Genomic DNA, 20,260 nt, shown 5'->3' on the forward strand with positions numbered 1-20,260 from the left:
CACGCACCGTCACGCACAGGGTCTTGGAATGCGCCGCGGTTACGATGTGTTGAGCATCCGTGGACGTTCTGAAGGAGATCGCACGTGCGCCAACTCATCATCATCGGCTCCGGCCCCGCAGCTCTTACCGCGGCCATCTATGCGGCTCGCGCCAATCTGGCGCCGCTGGTCGTGGCCAGCTCGGTAGAGGTGGGCGGAGAGCTCATGAACACCACCGAGGTCGAGAACTTCCCGGGCTTCCCCGAGGCGATCCAGGGCCCCGAGCTCATGACGAAAATCCAGGAGCAGGCCGAGAAGTTCGGTGCCGAGGTCGTGTACGACGACGTCGTGTCCGTGGACTTCGCCGGGCCGGTCAAGTCGGTGAAGCTCGGCAGCGGGACGACGCACGAAGCGACGTCCGTCATCTTCGCCACCGGCTCCGCCTACCGAAAGATCGGCATCGAGGGCGAGGAGCGCCTCTCCGGGCGCGGCGTCTCGTGGTGTGCGACCTGCGACGGCTTCTTCTTCCGCGAGCGCACGATCGCCGTCGTCGGTGGTGGCGACTCCGCGATGGAGGAGGCGACCTTCCTCACGCGCTTCGCGTCGAAGGTCTACGTCATCCACCGCCGTAACGAGCTTCGCGCATCCAAGATCATGCAGGAGCGTGCGTTCGCGAACCCGAAGATCGAGTTCGTCTGGAACAGCGAGGTCGTCGACATCGTCGGGACGGATGCCGTGACCGGCGTCCTCCTCGAGGACACCGTCACCGGCGAGCGCCGGGAGCTTGCGCTCGAGGGCCTGTTCGTGGCCATCGGCAACGATCCCCGCACCCACCTCGTGCACGACGTGCTGGATCTCACGCCCGAGGGGACCATCTGGGTCGACGGCCGTTCGTCCCGCACCTCGGTGCCCGGTGTCTTCGCCGCGGGCGATGTCATCGACCCGACCTACCGGCAGGCTGTCACGGCCGCGGCGTCAGGCACCGTCGCGGCTCTCGACGCCGAGCACTTCCTCGCGGCGCTGAACGAGGCGGGACTGCCGACTCCGGACGACGACCAGATCGCGGGGCTTCCCGACGCCGATGCCGTCGCTGCGGCCGGTCGCTGAGCCGGCGGGGAACAATCCAGGCCACGTGCCTGTTGATGGATTCGAACGACTTCCGAGATAGGAGATGCAGATGACTGCGAAGGCCACGACTTCCGCGACCTGGGAGCAGGACGTGCTCAACGCGGACGGGCCCGTGCTCGTCGACTTCTGGGCGGCATGGTGCGGCCCGTGTCGCATGGTTTCGCCGATCCTGGATGAGATCCAGTCCGAGAACAGTGACAAGATCACGATCCTGAAGCTGAACGTCGACGAGAACCCCGACCTCGCGATGAAGTATCAGATCACTTCGATCCCTGCGATGAAGGTCTTCCAGGGCGGAGAGGTCAAGACGACGATCATCGGCGCCAAGCCGAAGTTCGCCATCGAGCAGGACCTGGCCGCCTTCCTCGGCTGAGCCGGGCAGTCCGCGTCGTTCCCCCAGACGACGCGCAGGCACGCTCCCGAAATCCCCGATGATTCCCCCAGATCGTCGGGGATTTCCGTTTCTGCGGGCTGGCCGTCGTCGCCGGTTCAGGATGCGTCGCGAACGACCGCATCCCATCGGCGGTTCGATCCCGAGTCGCCGAGGAGTCGCCACACGGCGCGCGTGAGGGGCGGATAGTCGAGCGCGATCTGCCTCAGGACGCGATAGTGGCGGGAGGCGTTGGGTCGCTGACCTCCGTTGGCCTCGATGTTCTCGGCGCGCAGCGTGAACACGACGAGTTCGTCGACCGTCGGCAGATCGCCCATGAACTCCCAGGGATCCTCGCCCGCGCGGAGCCGTTCCTCGACGAGCACCGAGAGTTCGTCGGACGCCTCTGCGCGCAGCAGCTCGAGGCTGGCTCTGCGCGTGGGTGTCGCTTCCGACTCGTTCATCACTCCAAGGGTAATCGGCGGCGCCGACGTCGCATCCCCTCGTCTTAGAGTGGGATCCGTGCCCGTCCCATCGCCGAAGGACTCCGCCGTCGGCGATGTCGAAGCGGTGTGGCGCGAAGAGTCCGCGCGGATCGTGGCCTCTCTCGCCCGCTACACGGGCGACATCGTGTGGGCCGAAGACCTCGCGCAGGACGCGTTCGTCGAGGCCCTCGCGGCATGGCCGGAAGACGGCATCCCCGCATCCCCCGGCGGATGGCTGCTGACCGTCGGGCGACGGCGGGCGATGGATGCGTGGCGTCGAGGGGAGCGGCTCGCCCGGCGCCAGGAGCTCCTGGCCACCGACCTGCGGGACCTCGAGCGCGACCCCGTGGCCGACCTCGGCGACCCTGATCGCATCGATGACGACACCCTGCGGCTCGTCTTCGTCTGCTGTCACCCGGTGCTGCCTGCCGCCTCCCGTCTCGCCCTCACACTGCGGGTCGTCGCCGGCCTGACGACGGAGCAGATCGCGCGGATGATGCTGCTCACCACGGCGTCGGTTCAGCAGCGGATCGTCCGGGCGAAACGCGACCTGCGCACGGCCGACGTCCCGTTCGAGGTTCCGGATCGCGCGTCGCGCCCTGCTCGGCTCGGCAGCGTGCTCCAGGTGCTCCACCTCATGTTCACGGAGGGCTATGCGCCGAGCGTCGGCGACGACGCCGTGCGCCGACGTGGCTGCCGACGCGCTCCGCGTGGCGCGTCTGCTCACGACTCTCGCGCCGCAGAGCGCCGACGCTCGGGCGCTGCTCGCTCTGATGGAACTGCAATCGTCGCGCTTCGCGGCCCGCCGCGACGAGGCGGGCGATCTGGTGACGATGGATGCGCAGGACCGGTCGCTGTGGGATGCCGGAGCCATCGCGCGCGGCCGCGAGTCGCTGTCGGTCTCACTGTCACTGAGCCCGGACCCTGGTGTCTACGCGCTTCAGGCTCTCATCGCCCAGGAGCACGCCGTGGCGGGTTCGCCCGACACCACCGACTGGACCCGCATCGCCGACCTGTATGCCGCGCTGGATGCGGCCGAGCCGTCGGCGGTCGTGCGCCTCAACCGCGCGGTCGCGGTGGCGATGTCCGGAGCAGTGCCCGCAGCGCTCTCGCTGGTCGACGAGGTGGAACGGTCCGGTGCGTTGGCCGGCTATCGTCCGCTCCTGGCGGTCAAGGCCGATCTGCTCGCACGGTCGGGGGAGAGGGATGCCGCGGCCCGGGCCTTCCTGGCCGCCGCCGAGCTTCCGGGAAACGCGGCCGAGGCCGCACATCTGCGTCGCCGAGCCGCGGAGCTGGCTCAGATTCCGTAAGAGACCTCGCCCAGCTCGGCGAGGATGCGGTTCAGGTCCTGGATCGTCGCGAAATCTATGTTGATCTGGCCTTTTCTGGCCGTCAGATTGATCTTGACGCGAGTGTTGAGACGATCGCCGAGGCGCTCCGCGATCTCGTCGAGGTGCCCCCGGCGGGCGCCTGCCTTGACTGCGGGGCGACGGATCTCCGTCGCATCCGTCCCCTTCGCGAGGGCCTCGGCGGCGCGCACGGAGAGGTCCTCATTCACGATCTTGTCGGCCAGCTTCTGCATCGCGCCGGCGTCGTCGAGCGACAGGATCGCGCGGGCGTGGCCGGCGCTCAGAACTCCCGCGGCAACCCGCTGCTGCACGGGGACCGGCAGCTTGAGCAGCCGGATCGTGTTGCTGATCTGCGGCCGAGAGCGTCCGATGCGCGTGGCGAGCTCCTCCTGCGTGATGCCGAAGTCCTCGAGGAGCTGCTGGTACGCCGACGCCTCTTCGAGCGGGTTCAGCTCCGACCGGTGGAGGTTCTCGAGGAGTGCATCGCGAAGGAGATCTTCGTCGGCGGTGTCTCGGATGACGGCGGGGATCGAGGTGAGACCGGCCTCGCGTGCGGCACGGGTGCGCCGCTCGCCCATGATCAGCTCGTACATGCCGCCTTCGGCTTCACGGACGACGACGGGTTGCAGCACGCCGAACTCGCGAACGCTGTGCACGAGCTCGGCGAGGTGGTCGGAGTCGAAGTGGGTGCGTGGCTGGCGCGGGTTGGGGACGATGGCGTGCGGGTCGATGTGAGCCAGGCGGGCGCCGGGGACGGCGAGGAGCTCCGCGTCCGGCTGCTCCGTGGTGGCGTCATCTGCGTGGGCCTGAGCCTTGTTCGCGGTCGCCGTCGTACTGACGGATGGGAAGAACACGTCGACGGGACGATCCTCCCGCATCTCTGTCGTCGGAATAAGGGCTCCGATCCCTCGGCCGAGTCCTGTTCGCTTCGCCATCAGGTTGCCCTCTCTGCGGTTTCGTCGGTTCCGCGCTGCATGATCTCAACGGCTGCCTCGCGGTAGGCGATGGCGCCGGCCGACTGTCCGTCGTAGGCGATGACGGTCTGTCCGAAGCTCGGAGCCTCCGAGACCCGGACGGACCGGGGGATGACGGTATCCAGCACCTCGCGGGTGAAGTGGGATCGGACCTCTTCCGCGACCTGCTGCGCCAGTCGCGTGCGCCCGTCGTACATGGTGAGCAGGATCGTGGAGACATGCAGTCGCGGGTTGAGGTGCTTCTGGATCATCCGCACGTTGCCGAGCAGCTGGCTCAGCCCTTCCAGCGCGTAGTACTCGCACTGGATGGGGATGAGCACCTCCTGGGCGGCCGTGAACGCGTTGATCGTGAGCAGACCCAGGGACGGCGGGCAGTCGATGAGGACGAAGTGTGGAGGATCGTCGAGGACCGAGAGGTGGTCATCGAGCGCGGTCCTGAGCCGGTGCTCGCGCGCGACCTGTGTGACCAGCTCGATCTCGGCACCGGCGAGGTGGATCGTGCTGGGCGCACACGTCAGCAGGGGAGACTCCGGACTCGTCTGGATGATCTCTGAAAGAGGGAACTCGTCGATGAGGACGTCGTAGATGCTCGGGACGTCGGCGGAGTGGGGGATGTTCAGTGCGGTGGATGCATTGCCCTGCGGGTCGAGATCGATGACGAGGACTCGCGCGCCGAGATCGGCGAGGGATGCTGCGAGGTTGACGGCCGTCGTCGTCTTGCCGACGCCGCCCTTCTGGTTCGAGACCGTGATGACGCGGGTTTCCGAGGGGAGTTCGACGACCGCACCTTCCAGCGCACGACGGCGTGCGTTGAGTGCTGCGAGTTCGCGAGCAAGGGGAGTGTCGTTGTCATCGAGCGACGTCGCGACCGCGGCGTTATCGGGATGTTTCACGTGAAACGCTCTCCTTCTTCCCGGTCGCACACAACGTTTCCACTCTAACCCGCAGCCCTCATCATCCCCGCGTGTCATCCGGGATCGGGGTGCATGTTCTGGTTCGGAGCGCCTGTGGGGGAGTGTCTCTGTGGGATGCAGGGGCTCGGACTGCTTCCGTTGCGGCCTGCCGGGCGCGCGCCGATGTGCCCCACCCACCTTTCCCCATATGCGGGCCGCATCCTCGATCCGGCTGGCGAAGAACTCGGCGAATGAACCGGATCCGGAGGACGATGCCTCGCCTGCGGAGTGTCGTCACACCAGGAGTTTGGTGAGCCCGCGGCGATTGAGTGTCATCTTCCGGTGCCGCGCAGGGCCGGCCGGAGGGGCTGGCGCGTGCACTTGTGCTCGTCCCCGGTCGCGCCCGTTCCGCCGCCCGGCCGTTGCTTTGACCACGGGGGCGCCAGGCCGCGCAGCGCACAGCGGTCTTCCTGGCGGGGCGCCGAGGTGGGCCCGCAGAGCGTGTGTGGCAACGACGATCTCGCGCTGGTGTTTTTGGCGTCGTGCGGGCCTGTCGAGCGAAGATCTGTCGTGCCGATGCGGTCGATGTTTCACGTGAAACGTTGGCTCACCTCGACCGCGGTCAACACTGTGGAGGAAGCTCACTCGTCCCCGTACGTCATTCCTCGAGCGCCACCGTGAACCACCCGGACCGATGAGCCAGGACGGCACCGCGGATCAGGGAGACCGCTGCGGAGCGGGGGCCGTGACGAGCTCCGGCCCAGTGTTGGCAGATGCCGGGCTGCCTCGGAGCGAGGATGGGCGCGACTGCCCGCCGCGTCACGCTCAGTGAGGAGCGCAGCTCTGTTTCACGTGAAACTCCGGTGCCGGCACTTCGTCGCACGGGATGCTGGCGCGAAGCCGTCCATCCGTGCCGGTGGCCCCGCTGACCGTGGCGAAAGCTTCCACCTGCCAGTGCGCGTTCACCGCGTTTCGACCGTATTGGCTGATCTCCGGCTTCGTTCCGGGTTTCCGGGACCCATGTCTGAGATGCGCGTTGTCGTTTCTGCTGGATACCCACCGCCTGCCGCGTTTCACGTGGAACACACTCGCCACCACGTGACGCTGTCTCCCGATTGGAACTGCCCTACCGACTCACCGGGTATGAGATGAACTCTCGACCTGGCGTTGCCGTCCATCCCCCCGCCGGAACCTCGGCGTCGGGGGATGTGGTCGCTGCATCCTCGCTCCTTGCCACCACGGTGGGCCCGCCGGGTCGCACACCCGTCTCGGTATCAGTACGGTCTGATCGGTATGTCACCCTTTTCCACTGGCCGGCTCAGTCCGATGAATCGCCGAATTCACGCGGGCGACGACCTCGGCGCTCACTCCGCGCGCTGAGCTCGTCGACCCGCGCATGGCGTTGTTTCACGTGAAACGGAATCGCAGCCCGCCAACGACGGTGCATGCTCCGAGCCGGGCGAGGAGAGCGCGATGCGGGCCGCGGTATTCCTCTCCATGCGCGCACCGGCCACTCGGTGGGGTAGGGGACCGCCTCAATCGTCGAATCGCAAGACTCCGGTGAACATGGACACGGCTATCGGGTGCCGAGAATTGATGGACTTGGGGGGCGGCTCCGAGGTTCGGCTATGCCGCGACCATCCTGTGTACGCCCTTCCGTTTCACGTGAAACATCCGGTCCTTCTGGATGCGTTCGTCAGCGCGGACGAGCGTCAGCGATGACCTTGCCCTGCTGAGGACCGCTTCTCATCAGGTACGGAGCGTCTCGCCAGACACCCGCGCCCGCTCGAGCCGCGCTCTGCTCGTGCGAGAGACGATGGGGGACCTGTTCAACGTGGGGAATGGCCAGCACTCGCTGTCGGATCCGCATACCTGCGAGCGCGCACAGCTGCACGTCGGCGCGCGAGTCCGTCAGGCTCACGTCCTAAACTTCGATACGACTCGTGCCACCAGGAATCGAAGGCGTGAGCGTGAGGCTCGCGGGCGCTCGGCTCGCGCCCCCCCGGGATACTTCTTCCAGCGCGCCGCGCGCCCTGCCTCAGGTTCGCCACGAGTTTTCGCATTGCGTACGGGCCTGGTCTCCCTGCCAGGCCGCGGCAGATTCTGCGACTCTCTGTCTCACGTGAAACGTCCGTGGAGTTGTTGCCGAGCTGGCAAAGGAGCAGAGACTCAGAGTGGGAGCGGGCGCGCCCGCACGAGCGACGGCACACGAACAGCCCGCGCTCGAGCGCGCCGCGCGCCAGACTCATCGCAAGGGGCCCGGTGACCGCGCCGGGCCGCTCCGGACGCCGGCAGCACGTTCCGGCGCCCCTCTGTTTCACGTGAAACATCCGTCCAGCTGGTGCAGAGTGGCAACAGGGCAGAGGACCACAGTGAGACAGCGCGGGCACCGATACCAGGGCCGACACAGGCACCTCCTCTGCGCGAGCGCCGCGCGTCGGGGTCCAGACTTGCCCCAAGGTCGCTCCGCGACCGCGCCGAACCTCCCAGCCAGGCCGCGGCACCTTGCGCGACCCCTCTGTTTCACGTGAAACATCGATGCAATTGGCCTCCGCGCAGGCATCGGAACGGAGACCCACGGTGGGAACTCCGGCGCACCAGCACGAGCGCCGACACCCGGACCGCCCGCGCGCGAGCGCGCCGCGCGTCCTCGTCACACTCGCCCCCTGCTCACCCTGGGACCGCGCCAGGACTCCTCGCACGTTCGCGGCACGCTCCACCACACCCGAAGTTTCACGTGAAACTTCCGTGCAGTTGCTGCCCAGCGGCAGAAGAGCAGAGATCTACAGCGAGCAGGGCGGGCGCCAATACCAGCGCCGCCACAGGGACCCTCCCGTGCGCGAGCGCCGCTAGTCCTGGCCCAACACTTGCCCCGACGTCGCTCCGCGACCGGGCTTGGTCTCTCTGCAACGTCATGTCAAGTTCCGCGACTTCCTCTGTTTCACGTGAAACATCCGTGCAGTAGCTGCCCAGCGGCGGCAGAAGAGCAGAGACCCACACTGGGCAGCGGTGCACAACACAAGCGCCGACACAGGCACCTCCCGCGCACGAGCACCGCGCGTCGTCGCCAGACTCATCACAAGGGGACTCAGCAGCTGCGCCTGGACTCCCCGCAAGGTCGCGGCACGTTCCCGCACCCCCTGTTTCACGTGGAATATCCGCTCAGTTGCTGCCCAGCGGCAAGATTGACCAAGGACCCAGAGCGAACAGCAGGCGCGCCAATACGAGCGCCGGCAGGCGGACCTTCCACGCAAGGGTGCCGCGAGTTGCAGATCGCGGCGTGTTCCGCCACTCCCTCTGTTTCACGTGAAACATCCGTTCAGTTTCATGCCGAGCGACAAGAGAACGCGGTTCGGCCGAGGCGCACTATGAGCGCCGACACACGGACCGCCCACGCAAAGGGGCGCTGCTGGCTTGGCCGCGTACGTGTGAGTGGATGCCCAGCATCCTGCAGCGGACGCATGGTCGCGCTCGACATCACGGCCGTCGAGCACGGGGGAGCCTGAGCATCGGGGGAGCGGCGACGGAGTCGCAGACCTTCTGGACCACGCTCCCGCGCTCCGAGCGAGCATCGTCCCGGGCTGTGCGCCACTTGCATCTCCGACGCGCACATCAGCTGAATGCCAAGATCCGGACCGTGCTCGCCAGTGCGGAGTGGTGGCGCTGCCCAGCTGCATCTCACGCGCGGGGCCATCGCGCACGTCACAAGGACAACCGAGCCGATGGACGCCTCGATCATCGGCGTGATGTTCACCCGACTCGAGACCGAGCACGCCCTGAGCCCATTCGACGGGATCGTGCGCGCGCTCGCGCCCTGCGATTCGCGGTGCCATCAGCTGCCTGATACCGCCCACGACGTCCAGCTCGCCTGAGCCGTAGCCCCGCTCCAGAGATAGCATCACGTCTGGTCGAAGGACCGCTGGATCGCCTGAAGGAGATCACATGCGGGGCAGACGGGGTCGGCACGTTCACACCGCCGCACTGCCCTGCCGGCCGGCGGCGTCTGATCGAAGAGTACGACGACGGGGACGGCGCAGACAGCGACCATCTCAGCACCACGCCAACGTCCTCCACGAGACCGAGCCAGAGGACGTGGCCCTCACCGACCTGATCGCGGCCGGGACACGAGCTGTCGATCCTGCATAGAGCGGAAGGACTCCGCGGCGATGCTGGACGTAACTACGTTTCACGTGAAACATCCCTGCTGCATCCACCCCGCGGACGATTCGACTCCCGCGTCGGAGAAGACTCCTGCCGTCAGGCAGCCACCAGGGCGCGGTGCGGTCGCAGTGCGCGGGCATGGGTAGGCGACACTGGACCAGCGCGGAACCCACAAGCCCCCACCAACAGGGTGTCGATCTGGACGCGGGCGCGTCTGTGTGTGAGCACCTGGCTCGCTCGTTTCACGTGGAACATCCGCCGTTGCCCGTGATCAGTGTCCCCGCGCCGGAGCAGCCTCGGTAAACAGTGCGACTGCTTGAGAATCGTGGGTGACCGCGGGACTCGCGCGGTGTGCATCAAGAACTCACGCCGGCTCGACCCTCACGCTGCCGCATGACATGCCTTGGCAGCCGGGCAGAGGATTAACCCCCTGAGCAGCGGTCAGCCGCCTACTCTGCAGAAAGACGTTTCACGTGAAACACGGCATCCCGAGGCCGCCTCCCGGCCCAAACCCACAGTCCCATGCATTCCGCGACAGCGCCCGCGAACACCAGACACCCGAGCCGGGTCCCCTCGACTGCCAACTCGAGGATTCAGCGCACCGTCGCAGTCACGACGCGCGTCGGCTCCGCGATCACACCCTCGCCCAGCACGGAGACCATCACGTTCGACAGCCGGAACTTCTTGATCTGCTTCTCGGCCGCCGTGATCTCGGCATCCGCGTTCACACCCTTCAACAGGATGAGCTGCCCTCCGTCGCGAACCAGGGGAGCGGTCAGTGGAATGAGGGTACGCAGCGCACTGACAGCACGGGCGGTCGCAGCATCCAGAACTGGGCCGCGTCGCCAATCTTCGGCACGAGCCCGCAAGACTTCGACGTTGTCCAGCCCGAGCTCCGAGACCTGCTCGTTCAGCCACGCCACACGCCGTTCCATGGGCTCGATGAGAATCCACTCGACATCAGGTCGGGCAATCGCCAGCACCAGCCCGGGCAGCCCGGCCCCAGAGCCCACATCGCCGACACGGCCCGAGAACAGTGGTGCAGCAATGACGCTGTTCATCACGTGACGAGTCCACAACCGCGGAAGCTCGAGCGGGCCTATGAGCCCGCGCTCCTCGCCGTGCGCCGCCAATGCCGCCACGAACTGGCGGGCGGTATCGATGCGATCGCCGAAGAGATCCGTCGCCTCGGACGGTTCGAGTTCGAGAGTCGACATGCCGGAGGGTTCAGCCGCGACGGATCACTGTGTGGCGATCGGCGCCCTCGCCGTACGACTCCGACACATAGCCGCGCTCGGCCACGATGTCGTGCACCAGCTTGCGCTCGTAACTCGACATGGCGGGGAGCGACGCCTGGGACGCACCCTCGTCCAGGCGTGCAATCGCGCGGTCCACGAGCGTCCCGAGCTGCTGCTCGCGGGTATCCCGCGATCCGCCGACGTCGAGGATGAGCCGCGAGAACCGGCCGGTGCGCGTCTGCACCGCGATGCGCGTCAGCTCCTGGAGGGCCTGCACCGTGTCGGGTTCCGACAGCAGGCTCAGCGAGCCGCTGCCCTCGGCCTCGATCGAGACGTATGCGCGCCCCGCACGGACATCCAGCGCGAGATCGCCGTCGATGTCGGCGATGTCGAGCAGCCCTTCCAGGAAGTCCGCTGCGATGTCGCCCTCCTGCTCCAGTTGTGCGACGGTCGCCTGACCCTCGGCGGATGGCTCGGTGGTGACGGGGGAGTCGGTCATAGCTCGTTCCTACAATCGATGGATCAGGAGGTCTGTGCGCTGTCGGCGCCCGTGTCACGCGCGGACGGACTCGACCCGCCACCCGCGGTGGCCGGCCCCTTCTGCCCCTGCTTCTTCGCGCGCTGCTTGCTCACCGGCTGCTGACGCTTGGGTGCCGCGGCACGGGCCTTCTCCGCTTCCTCCAGCAGGCGCTGCTGCTCGGCCTGGTACCTCTCCAGTGACACGATCTTGCCGTTCGCGTCGATGGCTTTGCCCTTGCGAGCCAGACGCTCCTCCCGCTCCTTCGCGGCCTGCGAACCCGGAGTCGGGAGATTGCGGATGACGAGGAACTGCTGCACCGCGGTCCAGATGTTCGATGTGAACCAGTAGATGACGACGCCGAGCGGGAAGAAGATGCCCGAGAAGACGAAGGCGAACGGCAGGATGTAGAGCATCACGCGCTGCATCTGGTACGCCTGGCCCTGCTTGGCCTCGGGGGAGAGGTTCTTAGAGACGATCTGCAGCTGGGTGAAGAACTGCGACGCGATCATCAGCACGACGAGGGTGACCATGATGGTGACCGTGGTCTGCCACCCGACCGGCTGGGTCTTGATCGTGTCGACGAGCGACTCGTGCAACGACGCGACACCGAAGAGCTTCGCGTTGTAGAACTCCAGTGTGAGCTCGGGCGTCAGCGGGCCGACGCCGCCGTGTCCGCTCTTGGCATTCGTGGAGACCCCGTTGAGGACGCTGTACAGCGAGAAGAAGACCGGCATCTGCACGAGCAGCGGCAGACACCCGGAGACGGGCGAGGTGCCGTTCTTCTTGTACAGCCCCATGGTCTCGCGGCTCATCGCCTCACGAGAGAGCTGATCGCGCTTGCCCTTGTACTTCTCCTGGATCTTCTTGAGCTCAGGCGCGATCTCCATCATCTTGCGCTGGCTCTTGATCTGTTTCACGAACAGGGGGATCAGGGCCGCGCGAACGACGATCACGAGTCCGATGATCGCGAGCACCCAGGTCAGGCCATCCGCCGGCGGCATGCCGAGGAAGGTGAACAGGCCGTGCCAGGCGACGAGGATGAGCTCGACCACCCATTTCAGCGGCCAGAGGATGATTCCGAGGAGATCCGGCAAGGATCAGTCCTTTCTCAGGGGGACGACGTATCCGCGCGGCGTGAGCTCGAAGCGGAAGTTCTGGTGCGCGGGCGGATCATCCACCCCTCCGGCCGCCCAGGGGTGGCATCGGGCGATCCGAGCAGCGGCCAGCATCGATCCCTTGAGAGCACCGTGCTGCTGGACCGCACCGACCGCATACGCGGAACAGGACGGGTAGTAACGGCACACGTCGCCGTATGCGTGGGAGATGGTTGCGCGGTAGCCGTGCAGAAGCGCCAGAACCGCGTTACGCGGAAGCAGCGGAACGGAATCGCTCAGATCGGATGCCGAGAACCGACCCTCACCCCTCGACGCTGCGGGAAGACTCGCGCTGCTCATACGGCTCTCCGCGGAAGGCTGCGCTGCACGTCGGCGCGCAGGTCCTGGAAGGATGCGCCAGCCGAGACGGGCAGCGCGCGCAGAACGATGTCCGAGCCCGGCTCCACCGAGGGGAGCGCTTCGGCGCAGATCGCCTTGAGACGACGCCGGACGGTGTTGCGCACGACTGCGCCGCCGACCTGCTTGCTCACGATGAAGCCGAAGCGGGTCGCGCCGTCGTCGCGGGATGCCGACACGTAGACGATGGCGTTCGCCCCGGCGCGCCGACGGCCCCGACGGACGACTGCCTTATAGTCCGCGCCGCGGGTCAGACGATTCGGCCGCGCCAGCACCGTGTGGATTCAGGCCGAGAGCTCGGTGCGCCCCTTGGCGCGGCGAGCCGAGAGGATGCCGCGGCCGGCGCGCGTGCGCATGCGGGCGCGGAAGCCGTGCTTCTTGGCACGACGGCGGTTGTTGGGCTGGAAGGTGCGCTTGCTCATGGGATCACTCCGGATCAGGTCTCACCGGAAGGCTCGGCTCCGGGAAGGTCGGGACGGACTGCCGTTCAGGCATAAGTCAACCGATTAAGGCTACGTCGTCGCGGCTGAGAACTCAAACCGAGAAGCCCTGTGATGCATTATCCACAACCTGTGAGCAACCCCTGGCAGGGACACGCACCCCGGTTCTACAGTGGAGTTTGCTCTGCGGCGCACCCCTGACTAGCGTGGCACGGGCAGTTATCCACAGGTACTCGGCATCCGTCGGCCCGGTGGTTCATACACACCCGGGGGGGCAATGGCACCGCAGGAGATTCCGGACGTTCCGGTATGGACGGCAGTCCTCGACGTCCTCGTCGACGACGACCGGATCACCCCGCAGTTGCATGGGTTCCTCAGCCTCGCCGTCCCTCAGGGCGTCATGGCGGGAACGCTCTATCTCGACGTGCCGAACGATCTCACGGCCGCGCAGATCAACAAGAGGATGCGCGCGCCGATCCTCGAGGCCCTCGAGCGCGTGGATGCCGAGCCCGTCGTCAGCGCGTTCCGCGTCGTGGTCAATCCCGACCTCACCGACAGCCCTGCGCCCACGATCGCCGTGGCATCCACTGCCGCGATCGCGGATTCGCCCATCGCACGACCCGTCGCCGCCGAGCCCGTGGAGCAGACGCCCTCCCGCAGCGACACCCGGCTGAACCCGAAGTACACGTTCGACAACTTCGTCATCGGACAGTCCAATCGATTCGCGCACGCTGCGGCGGTCGCCGTGGCCGAGGCACCGGCGAAGGCCTACAACCCGCTCTTTGTCTACGGAGACTCCGGACTCGGCAAGACCCACCTCCTCCACGCCATCGGCGATTACGCGCAGAGCCTCTACGCCGGCATCCGCGTGCGCTACGTCTCCAGCGAGGAGTTCACGAACGACTTCATCAACTCCATCGCCAACAACCGCGGCTCCGCGTTCCAGGCCCGCTACCGCGACGTCGACATCCTCCTGATCGACGACATCCAGTTCCTGCAGGGCCGCGCCGAGACCCAGGAAGCCTTCTTCCACACCTTCAACACGCTGCACGACCACGACAAGCAGGTCGTGATCACGAGCGATGTGCCGCCGAAGCATCTCACGGGCTTCGAAGACCGGATGCGCAGCCGCTTCGAGTGGGGCCTCATCACGGACGTGCAGGCGCCGGACCTCGAGACCCGCATCGCGATCCTTCGCAAGAAGGCGCAGAGCGAGCGCCTGCAGATCCCCGACGAGGTCCTCGAGTACATCGCGACCGTCGTCTCGTCGAACATCCGGGAGCTCGAGGGCGCCCTCATCCGCGTGTCCGCGTTCGCGAGCCTCAACCGCTCGACGCTCGACATGTCCCTCGCCCAGACCGTGCTGCGCGACATCATCGACCAGGACGACGCCAACGTCATCTCGCCGACCGACATCATCACGGCGACAGCGGCCTACTTCAAGCTCTCCGTCGACGACCTCTACGGCTCGAGTCGCTCGCAGGCCGTCGCGACGGCACGCCAGATCGCGATGTACCTGTGTCGCGAGCGCACGAGCCTCTCCCTGCCGAAGATCGGCCAGCTCTTCGGCAACCGTGACCACACCACGGTGATGTACGCGTACAAGAAGATCAGCGACCTGATGAAGGAGCGTCGCTCGATCTACAACCAGGTCACCGAGATCACCACGCAGCTCGGCCGCCGCTGAGCCCGTCGCGGCTCATTTCCCTCCACAGGCCTCATTCAGCGGCCGTTCAGGCAACGCACAGATCCCGACCAGACGCATGCGTCTACCCGCATGCGCCCTTCGGGCTTGACACACCCGCTCCAGCGCACGATCATGCCCGTTCTTCACAGTGTGGATAACTTGTGGATAACTCGGACCGAGCATCGAATCCCTGTGAGCGAATGACGGGAGCCTGTGGAGAACCGAATGACACGGATTGCGAGGTCCTCGAGTCGCACCCGCGTGATTCCGCAGGTCTTCCACAAGTCACACGCTTGTAGTTCCCATGAGCCGCATACTGTCCACGGACTTATCCACAGTTTCCACAACTGTTAACAAGATGACAGAGATAGAGAGATACATCCCCGCTCGATCACCCTGGCGGGGTCGGTCCGACCCGAGCCGGGCCTCTTCCGATCCGGGCACTGTCGGGCACTAGCATGGGAGGCCCAGTCAGATGTCGAGGGAGCGCCCCGTGAAGTTCCACGTCAATCGCGATGTGTTCAGCGAAGCCGTGTCATTCGTGGTCAAGCTCCTGCCGCAGCGGAATCCGCAGCCGATCCTGGCGGGCGTGCTGATCCAGGCCAGCGACGACGGACTTTCGCTCTCGGCGTTCGACTACGAGGCATCCGCCCGTACCACGATCGAGGCCACCGTCGATGAGCCCGGCACGATCCTCGTGCACGGCCGGCTGTTGGCCGACATCGCGAGCAAGCTCCCCAACGCGCCGATCCAGATCGCGGTCGACGAGGACGGCGGGATCCTGCTCACCTGCGGATCGGCGCGCTTCACCCTCGCCGCCATGCCGGTGCAGGAGTACCCGGCGATCCCGGAGGTGTCCGGCGAGTCCGGCCTCGTGAAGGCGGAGGACTTCGGCACCTCGATCTCACAGGTCGCATTCGCCGCATCCCGCGATGACGTCACCCCGGTGCTCACCGGCGTGCAGCTCGAGGTCAGCGGAACGCACCTCAGCCTCGTCGCGACCGATCGCTATCGCGTCGCACTCCGCCAGATCCCCTGGGACGGGGGGAGCGCCGCATCGGACGAGACGACCACGGCCCTCGTCCCCGCACGCACCCTCACGGAGGTGGGCAAGACGTTCGCCCACGGCGGCGACATCTCCATCGCCTTCTCCGGCGCCGGCGACCGCGAGATCATCGCGTTCACCGCCGGAGACAAGACAGTCACCTCCCTGCTCATCAAGGGCAACTTCCCGCCCGTGCGTCGCCTCTTCCCCGAGCAGACCGACCATTACGCCGTGGTCAACACGGGAGACCTCATCGAAGCGGTCCGCCGCGTGTCCCTCGTCCTCGATCGCTCAGCTCCGCTGCGTTTCACCTTCACGACCGAGGGTGTGTCGATGGATGCCTCGGGCACCGAGCAGGCGCGCGCATCCGAGTCGGTCGATGCCACGCTCACGGGCGAGGACGTCACGCTGGGCCTCAACCCGCAGTACCTGCTCGAAGCGCTCGGTGCGGTCCGCAGCGAGTTCACGCGCATCACGTTCACCTCGAACGAGAACCAGAACAAGCTCAGCCCCGTCCTGATCACGCCGCAGACGTCGGTGGAGAAGGGCGGAGAGGACTCGTTCAAGTACCTGCTGCAGCCCAACCTGCTGCTGCGCTGACCTCGCGCCGCGGACCCTCGCCGACCGGCTCGACGTCCGAGCGCTTCATTAGGCTTGTCCGGTGATCGTGGAGCATGTGAGTCTCGTCGACTTCCGCAACTATGCGGCCGCCGATGTGACGCTCGGCGCCGGACCGCAGGTGTTCATCGGACGTAACGGTCAGGGCAAGACCAATCTCGCCGAGGCCATCGCCTACTTCGCCACCGTCGGCTCGCATCGCGTATCGGCCGACGCGCCGATGGTGCGTGACGGAGCGGATGCCGCGATCATCCGGACGCGCCTCGCCCACGGCTCGCGCCATGTCGGGCTCGAGGTGCAGATCAATCGGCAGGGATCCAACAAGGCCAGGGTCAACGGCGCGAATGTGCGTCCCACCGAGCTGCCGCGCTACGCACAGGTCGTCCTCTTCGCGCCGGAGGACCTGCAGATCGTCCGCGGCGACCCGTCGGCACGGCGCCGCTTCAGCGACCAGCTGCTCGCGCAGCGCACACCGCGGATGTCTGCCGTTCTCGCCGACTACGACCGCGTGCTGCGCCAGCGCAACGCGTTGCTGAAGTCCGCGCGTGCGCGCGGCGTGAAGGGCGATGCGCTCTCCACCCTCGATGTGTGGGACGACAAGCTCGTCTCCCTCGGGACGCAGATGATCGAGGCGCGCCTCGCTCTCGCATCCGATCTCGCCCGGCCGCTTGCGGACGCGTACACCGTCATCGCCGGAGCCGACCACGCGGTCGAACTCGAGTGGGCCCTCTCGGTGAGCGGGGTCGACCCGGAGGAGGGCGAGGGCGCGGACGGCGATCGGACGACGGATGCGTCGACAGCCGACCTGTTCCGCCAGGCACTCGCATCCAAGCGGACGGCCGAGCTGGAGCGGGGCATCACCCTCGTCGGTCCCCATCGCGACGACCTGCTTCTGCGCGTGCGCGGGCTTCCGGTCAAGGGATACGCCTCGCACGGGGAGTCGTGGTCGGTTGCCCTGGCGCTCCGGCTCGCCTCGGCTGAGCTGCTGCGCGCCGAGTCGCTCCTCGGCGACCCCGTGCTGATCCTCGACGACGTGTTCGCCGAACTGGACGCCGATCGCCGAGCGCGCCTCGCCGACATCGCCGCAGGCTTCGAGCAGGTCATCGTGACCGCGGCCGTTCAGCAGGACGTGCCGGCGAACCTGCGGGGTCGCGTCATCCGCATCGAAGCAGGAACGATCCTCGGGGTCGAGGATGCCTGAACCCGAGCCGGAGCCGGAGATCCCGGAGACGATCGCAACGTACCTGCGGCTGCGGGGCCTCGAGCCGTCGGCCCGGCGCAAGCGGCGGAAACGCAAGACGGGCGACGACGACGCGCAACCCTTCATGCCAGGTCGCGACCCGAGAGGCATCGGCGACGTCCTGGGCGCGCTCACCCGGGACGCGGGCTGGGAGCCGCATCTGTCACGCGAGGATCTTGTCCGCCGGTGGGACGAGGTGGCCGGCGCGGAGACCGCGAGGCACACGCATCCCGTCGACCTGACCGATGGAACGCTCACCATCAAGTGCGACTCCACGGCCTGGGCGAAGCAGCTCCAGCTGATCCGCGCGCACGTGCTCACGGAGATCCTTCGACGGTTCCCCGACGCGGGTGTGGAGAGCTTGCGGTTTCTCGGACCAGACGTCCCCTCCTGGAAATGGGGCACCAGAGCCGTTCCAGGCCGCGGTCCACGCGATACCTACGGCTGAGGCACCTCAGCAGCCTCTGGGCCCGATTTCAACGCGTCAGCGGGCGTTTTTCCGTTCAGTGCGCCTCCCGGCACGATAGGATGGAAGCACAGCCGCTGGACGAATCGGAGAGCGCGAACACCTATGACGTCAGACATCACCGCAAGCGTTCCCGAGGACGATACTTCGGCGCAGCAGCCCACTCCTCGCAGCGATTACGGAGCCGACGCCATCCAGGTGCTCGAAGGCCTCGAGGCCGTGCGCAAGCGCCCGGGCATGTACATCGGCTCGACGGGTGAGCGGGGCCTCCACCACCTGGTGCAGGAGATCGTCGACAACTCCGTCGACGAGGCTCTCGCCGGCTACTGCGACGAGATCGTCGTCACGATCCTCGAGGACGGCGGCGTCCGCTGCATCGACAACGGCCGCGGCATCCCGGTCGACCCGCATTCCTCCGATCCCTCGAAGTCGACCGTCGAGGTCGTTCTCACGGTCCTGCACGCCGGCGGAAAGTTCGGCGGCGGCGGGTACGCGGTCTCGGGCGGTCTGCACGGCGTGGGTTCGTCGGTCGTCAACGCGCTGTCCCGCCGACTGGATGTCGAGGTCAAGCGTCAGGGCCACGTCTGGCGACAGTCGTTCCGCGACGGCGGGGTGCCGATGGGTCCCCTCGCGAAGGGCGAGGAGACGGATGAGACGGGCACGACGATCACGTTCTGGCCGGATCCCACGATCTTCGAGACCGTGCACTTCGACTACGTCACGCTCCGCACCCGTTTCCAGCAGATGGCGTTCCTCAACAAGGGACTGAGCATCACGCTGACCGATGAGCGCCCTGAATCGGCCTACCCCGCGGACGGGCCGGACGAGACACCCATCACCCCGTCGGAGAACTACCTCTACGAGCGGGGACTGGTCGACTACGTCGAGTACCTCAACAAGATCCGCCGAGCCGACGTCGTCAACGAGGAGATCATCGACTTCGAGTCCGAGGACACGGAGCGCAAGATCGCCATGGAGATGGCGCTGCAGTGGACGACGAGCTACACCGAGAACGTCTTCACCTTCGCCAACACCATCAACACGCATGAGGGCGGTACGCACGAGGAGGGCTTCCGGGCAGCGCTTACCGCGCTCGTGAACAAGTACGCCCGTGCGAACAACCTCCTCAAGGATCGTGACGACAACCTCTCGGGCGAGGATGTGCGCGAGGGCCTCACCGCCGTGATCTCGGTGAAGCTGTCCGAGCCCCAGTTCGAGGGCCAGACCAAGACGAAGCTCGGCAACACGGAGGCGAAGGCGTTCGTGCAGAAGGTCGTCGGCGATCGGCTGGGCGATTGGTTCGACCGTAATCCCGCCCAGGCCAAGAGCATTATCCGCAAGTCGATCGACGCGGCGAGTGCGCGGATGGCGGCCCGCAAGGCGCGGGAGACGGCACGGCGCAAGGGATTCCTCGAGACGAGCGGGATGCCGGGCAAGCTCAGCGACTGCAGCTCGAAGGACCCGGTCATCTCGGAGATCTTCCTGGTCGAGGGCGACTCGGCCGGCGGCTCGGCCAAGACCGGACGCAACCCCGCGACGCAGGCGATCCTGCCGCTGCGTGGCAAGATCCTGAACGTCGAGAAGGCACGCCTCGACCGCGCGCTCGGCAACGCCGAGATCCAGGCCATGATCACCGCGTTCGGCACCGGCATCGGGGAGGACTTCAACCCCGAGAAGGCCCGATACCACAAGATCGTGCTGATGGCGGATGCGGACGTCGACGGCCAGCACATCACCACGCTGCTGCTGACCCTGCTCTTCCGCTACATGCGCGGGCTCATCGAGATGGGATACGTCTATCTGGCGCAGCCGCCGCTGTACCGCCTCAAGTGGACGAACGCCGAGCACGAGTACGTGTACTCCGACCGCGAGCGGGACGCGCTCCTGACCGCCGGCCAGGCCGCCGGCAAGCGTCTGCAGAAGGAGAACGGCGTCCAGCGCTACAAGGGTCTCGGCGAGATGAACCACCAGGAGCTGTGGGAGACGACGATGAACCCTGACACGCGCACGCTGCTGCAGGTGACGATGGATGACGCCGCCGCCGCGGACGAGATCTTCTCGACGCTCATGGGGGATGACGTCGAGAGCCGCCGCTCGTTCATCCAGAAGAACGCGAAGGACGTTCGCTTCCTCGACATCTGATCGCCGCGCGTTCC

The 20,260-nt window shown here is 66.8% G+C and carries 18 protein-coding genes and 1 pseudogene; 10 read left to right on the plus strand and 9 right to left on the minus strand.

What is annotated here, in order from left to right:
• Positions 1 to 84 precede the first annotated feature (84 nt).
• Both trxB and trxA read left to right on the plus strand, forming a co-directional pair.
• The gene (gene trxB / locus AC0NZN_RS10785; RefSeq protein WP_474592310.1) at positions 85 to 1,086 is read left to right on the plus strand and encodes a thioredoxin-disulfide reductase; all 1,002 of its coding nucleotides are present in this window, start codon (positions 85 to 87) and stop codon (positions 1,084 to 1,086) included.
• Between the two features lie 70 nt (positions 1,087 to 1,156).
• Positions 1,157 to 1,480 carry a thioredoxin gene (trxA, locus tag AC0NZN_RS10790; protein WP_474592311.1) on the plus strand — a complete coding sequence of 108 codons (324 nt, stop codon included), beginning with the start codon at positions 1,157 to 1,159 and terminating at the stop codon, positions 1,478 to 1,480.
• A 116-nt stretch (positions 1,481 to 1,596) separates the two neighbouring features.
• Here the strand turns inward: trxA and AC0NZN_RS10795 are convergent, their stop codons facing one another.
• Positions 1,597 to 1,941, minus strand: a complete 345-nt coding sequence (locus AC0NZN_RS10795) for a tryptophan synthase subunit alpha (RefSeq protein WP_474592312.1) — start codon at positions 1,939 to 1,941, stop codon at positions 1,597 to 1,599.
• Positions 1,942 to 2,107: 166 nt separating this feature from the next.
• Here AC0NZN_RS10795 and AC0NZN_RS10800 point away from each other — a divergent pair.
• Positions 2,108 to 2,461: pseudogene (locus tag AC0NZN_RS10800) on the plus strand (sigma factor); the annotation flags it as partial.
• 154 nt (positions 2,462 to 2,615) lie between these two features.
• The gene (locus AC0NZN_RS10805; RefSeq protein WP_474592313.1) at positions 2,616 to 3,272 is read left to right on the plus strand and encodes a DUF6596 domain-containing protein; all 657 of its coding nucleotides are present in this window, start codon (positions 2,616 to 2,618) and stop codon (positions 3,270 to 3,272) included.
• Here AC0NZN_RS10805 and AC0NZN_RS10810 read toward each other — a convergent pair.
• Positions 3,260 to 4,246, minus strand: a complete 987-nt coding sequence (locus AC0NZN_RS10810; RefSeq protein ID WP_474592314.1) for a ParB/RepB/Spo0J family partition protein — start codon at positions 4,244 to 4,246, stop codon at positions 3,260 to 3,262. The two genes, AC0NZN_RS10805 and AC0NZN_RS10810, sit on opposite strands and share 13 nt — an antisense overlap.
• Positions 4,246 to 5,178, minus strand: coding sequence for a ParA family protein (locus tag AC0NZN_RS10815; RefSeq protein ID WP_474592315.1), 933 nt, complete (start codon positions 5,176 to 5,178; stop codon positions 4,246 to 4,248). The genes AC0NZN_RS10810 and AC0NZN_RS10815 overlap by 1 nt, the downstream gene beginning before the upstream one ends.
• A 3,722-nt stretch (positions 5,179 to 8,900) precedes the next feature.
• Between AC0NZN_RS10815 and AC0NZN_RS10820 the strand changes: the two genes are divergently transcribed.
• On the plus strand, positions 8,901 to 9,050 hold the full coding sequence (locus tag AC0NZN_RS10820; RefSeq protein ID WP_474592316.1) for a hypothetical protein: 150 nt from the start codon (positions 8,901 to 8,903) through the stop codon (positions 9,048 to 9,050).
• 882 nt (positions 9,051 to 9,932) lie between these two features.
• Here the strand turns inward: AC0NZN_RS10820 and rsmG are convergent.
• The 6 genes from rsmG to rpmH are packed head-to-tail and all read right to left on the minus strand — an operon-like array spanning position 9,933 to position 13,030.
• Entirely contained in the window at positions 9,933 to 10,556 is a 624-nt protein-coding gene (rsmG, locus tag AC0NZN_RS10825) for a 16S rRNA (guanine(527)-N(7))-methyltransferase RsmG (RefSeq protein WP_474592317.1), read from the minus strand.
• 10 nt (positions 10,557 to 10,566) lie between these two features.
• The gene (locus tag AC0NZN_RS10830; protein WP_474592318.1) at positions 10,567 to 11,076 is read right to left on the minus strand and encodes a Jag family protein; all 510 of its coding nucleotides are present in this window, start codon (positions 11,074 to 11,076) and stop codon (positions 10,567 to 10,569) included.
• A 23-nt stretch (positions 11,077 to 11,099) separates the two neighbouring features.
• Positions 11,100 to 12,191, minus strand: a complete 1,092-nt coding sequence (yidC, locus tag AC0NZN_RS10835) for a membrane protein insertase YidC (RefSeq protein ID WP_474592319.1) — start codon at positions 12,189 to 12,191, stop codon at positions 11,100 to 11,102.
• Between the two features lie 3 nt (positions 12,192 to 12,194).
• Positions 12,195 to 12,551, minus strand: a complete 357-nt coding sequence (gene yidD / locus AC0NZN_RS10840) for a membrane protein insertion efficiency factor YidD (protein WP_474592320.1) — start codon at positions 12,549 to 12,551, stop codon at positions 12,195 to 12,197.
• The gene (gene rnpA / locus AC0NZN_RS10845; protein WP_474592321.1) at positions 12,548 to 12,883 is read right to left on the minus strand and encodes a ribonuclease P protein component; all 336 of its coding nucleotides are present in this window, start codon (positions 12,881 to 12,883) and stop codon (positions 12,548 to 12,550) included. Before rnpA ends, yidD begins: the two co-directional genes overlap by 4 nt.
• Before the next feature lie 9 nt (positions 12,884 to 12,892).
• Entirely contained in the window at positions 12,893 to 13,030 is a 138-nt protein-coding gene (gene rpmH / locus AC0NZN_RS10850) for a 50S ribosomal protein L34 (RefSeq protein WP_055952712.1), read from the minus strand.
• A 295-nt stretch (positions 13,031 to 13,325) separates the two neighbouring features.
• Here rpmH and dnaA point away from each other — a divergent pair, with 295 nt between their 5' ends.
• The 5 genes from dnaA (at position 13,326) to gyrB (ending at position 20,246) form a co-directional block, all read left to right on the plus strand.
• Positions 13,326 to 14,735 (plus strand): chromosomal replication initiator protein DnaA, encoded by a 1,410-nt coding sequence (gene dnaA, locus AC0NZN_RS10855; RefSeq protein WP_474592322.1) that lies wholly within the window; start codon positions 13,326 to 13,328, stop codon positions 14,733 to 14,735.
• Positions 14,736 to 15,228: 493 nt separating this feature from the next.
• Positions 15,229 to 16,380: a DNA polymerase III subunit beta gene (gene dnaN, locus AC0NZN_RS10860; protein ID WP_474592323.1), complete on the plus strand. Its 1,152-nt coding sequence runs from the start codon at positions 15,229 to 15,231 to the stop codon at positions 16,378 to 16,380.
• Positions 16,381 to 16,441: 61 nt separating this feature from the next.
• Positions 16,442 to 17,599: a DNA replication/repair protein RecF gene (gene recF / locus AC0NZN_RS10865; RefSeq protein ID WP_474592324.1), complete on the plus strand. Its 1,158-nt coding sequence runs from the start codon at positions 16,442 to 16,444 to the stop codon at positions 17,597 to 17,599.
• Complete coding sequence (locus AC0NZN_RS10870; RefSeq protein WP_474592325.1) at positions 17,592 to 18,086, plus strand: DciA family protein; 495 nt, start codon at positions 17,592 to 17,594, stop codon at positions 18,084 to 18,086. Before recF ends, AC0NZN_RS10870 begins: the two co-directional genes overlap by 8 nt.
• A gap of 123 nt (positions 18,087 to 18,209) precedes the next feature.
• Positions 18,210 to 20,246 (plus strand): DNA topoisomerase (ATP-hydrolyzing) subunit B, encoded by a 2,037-nt coding sequence (gene gyrB, locus AC0NZN_RS10875; protein ID WP_474592326.1) that lies wholly within the window; start codon positions 18,210 to 18,212, stop codon positions 20,244 to 20,246.
• Positions 20,247 to 20,260 lie beyond the last annotated feature (14 nt).

This window comes from Microbacterium sp. sgz311019, assembly GCF_056135325.1.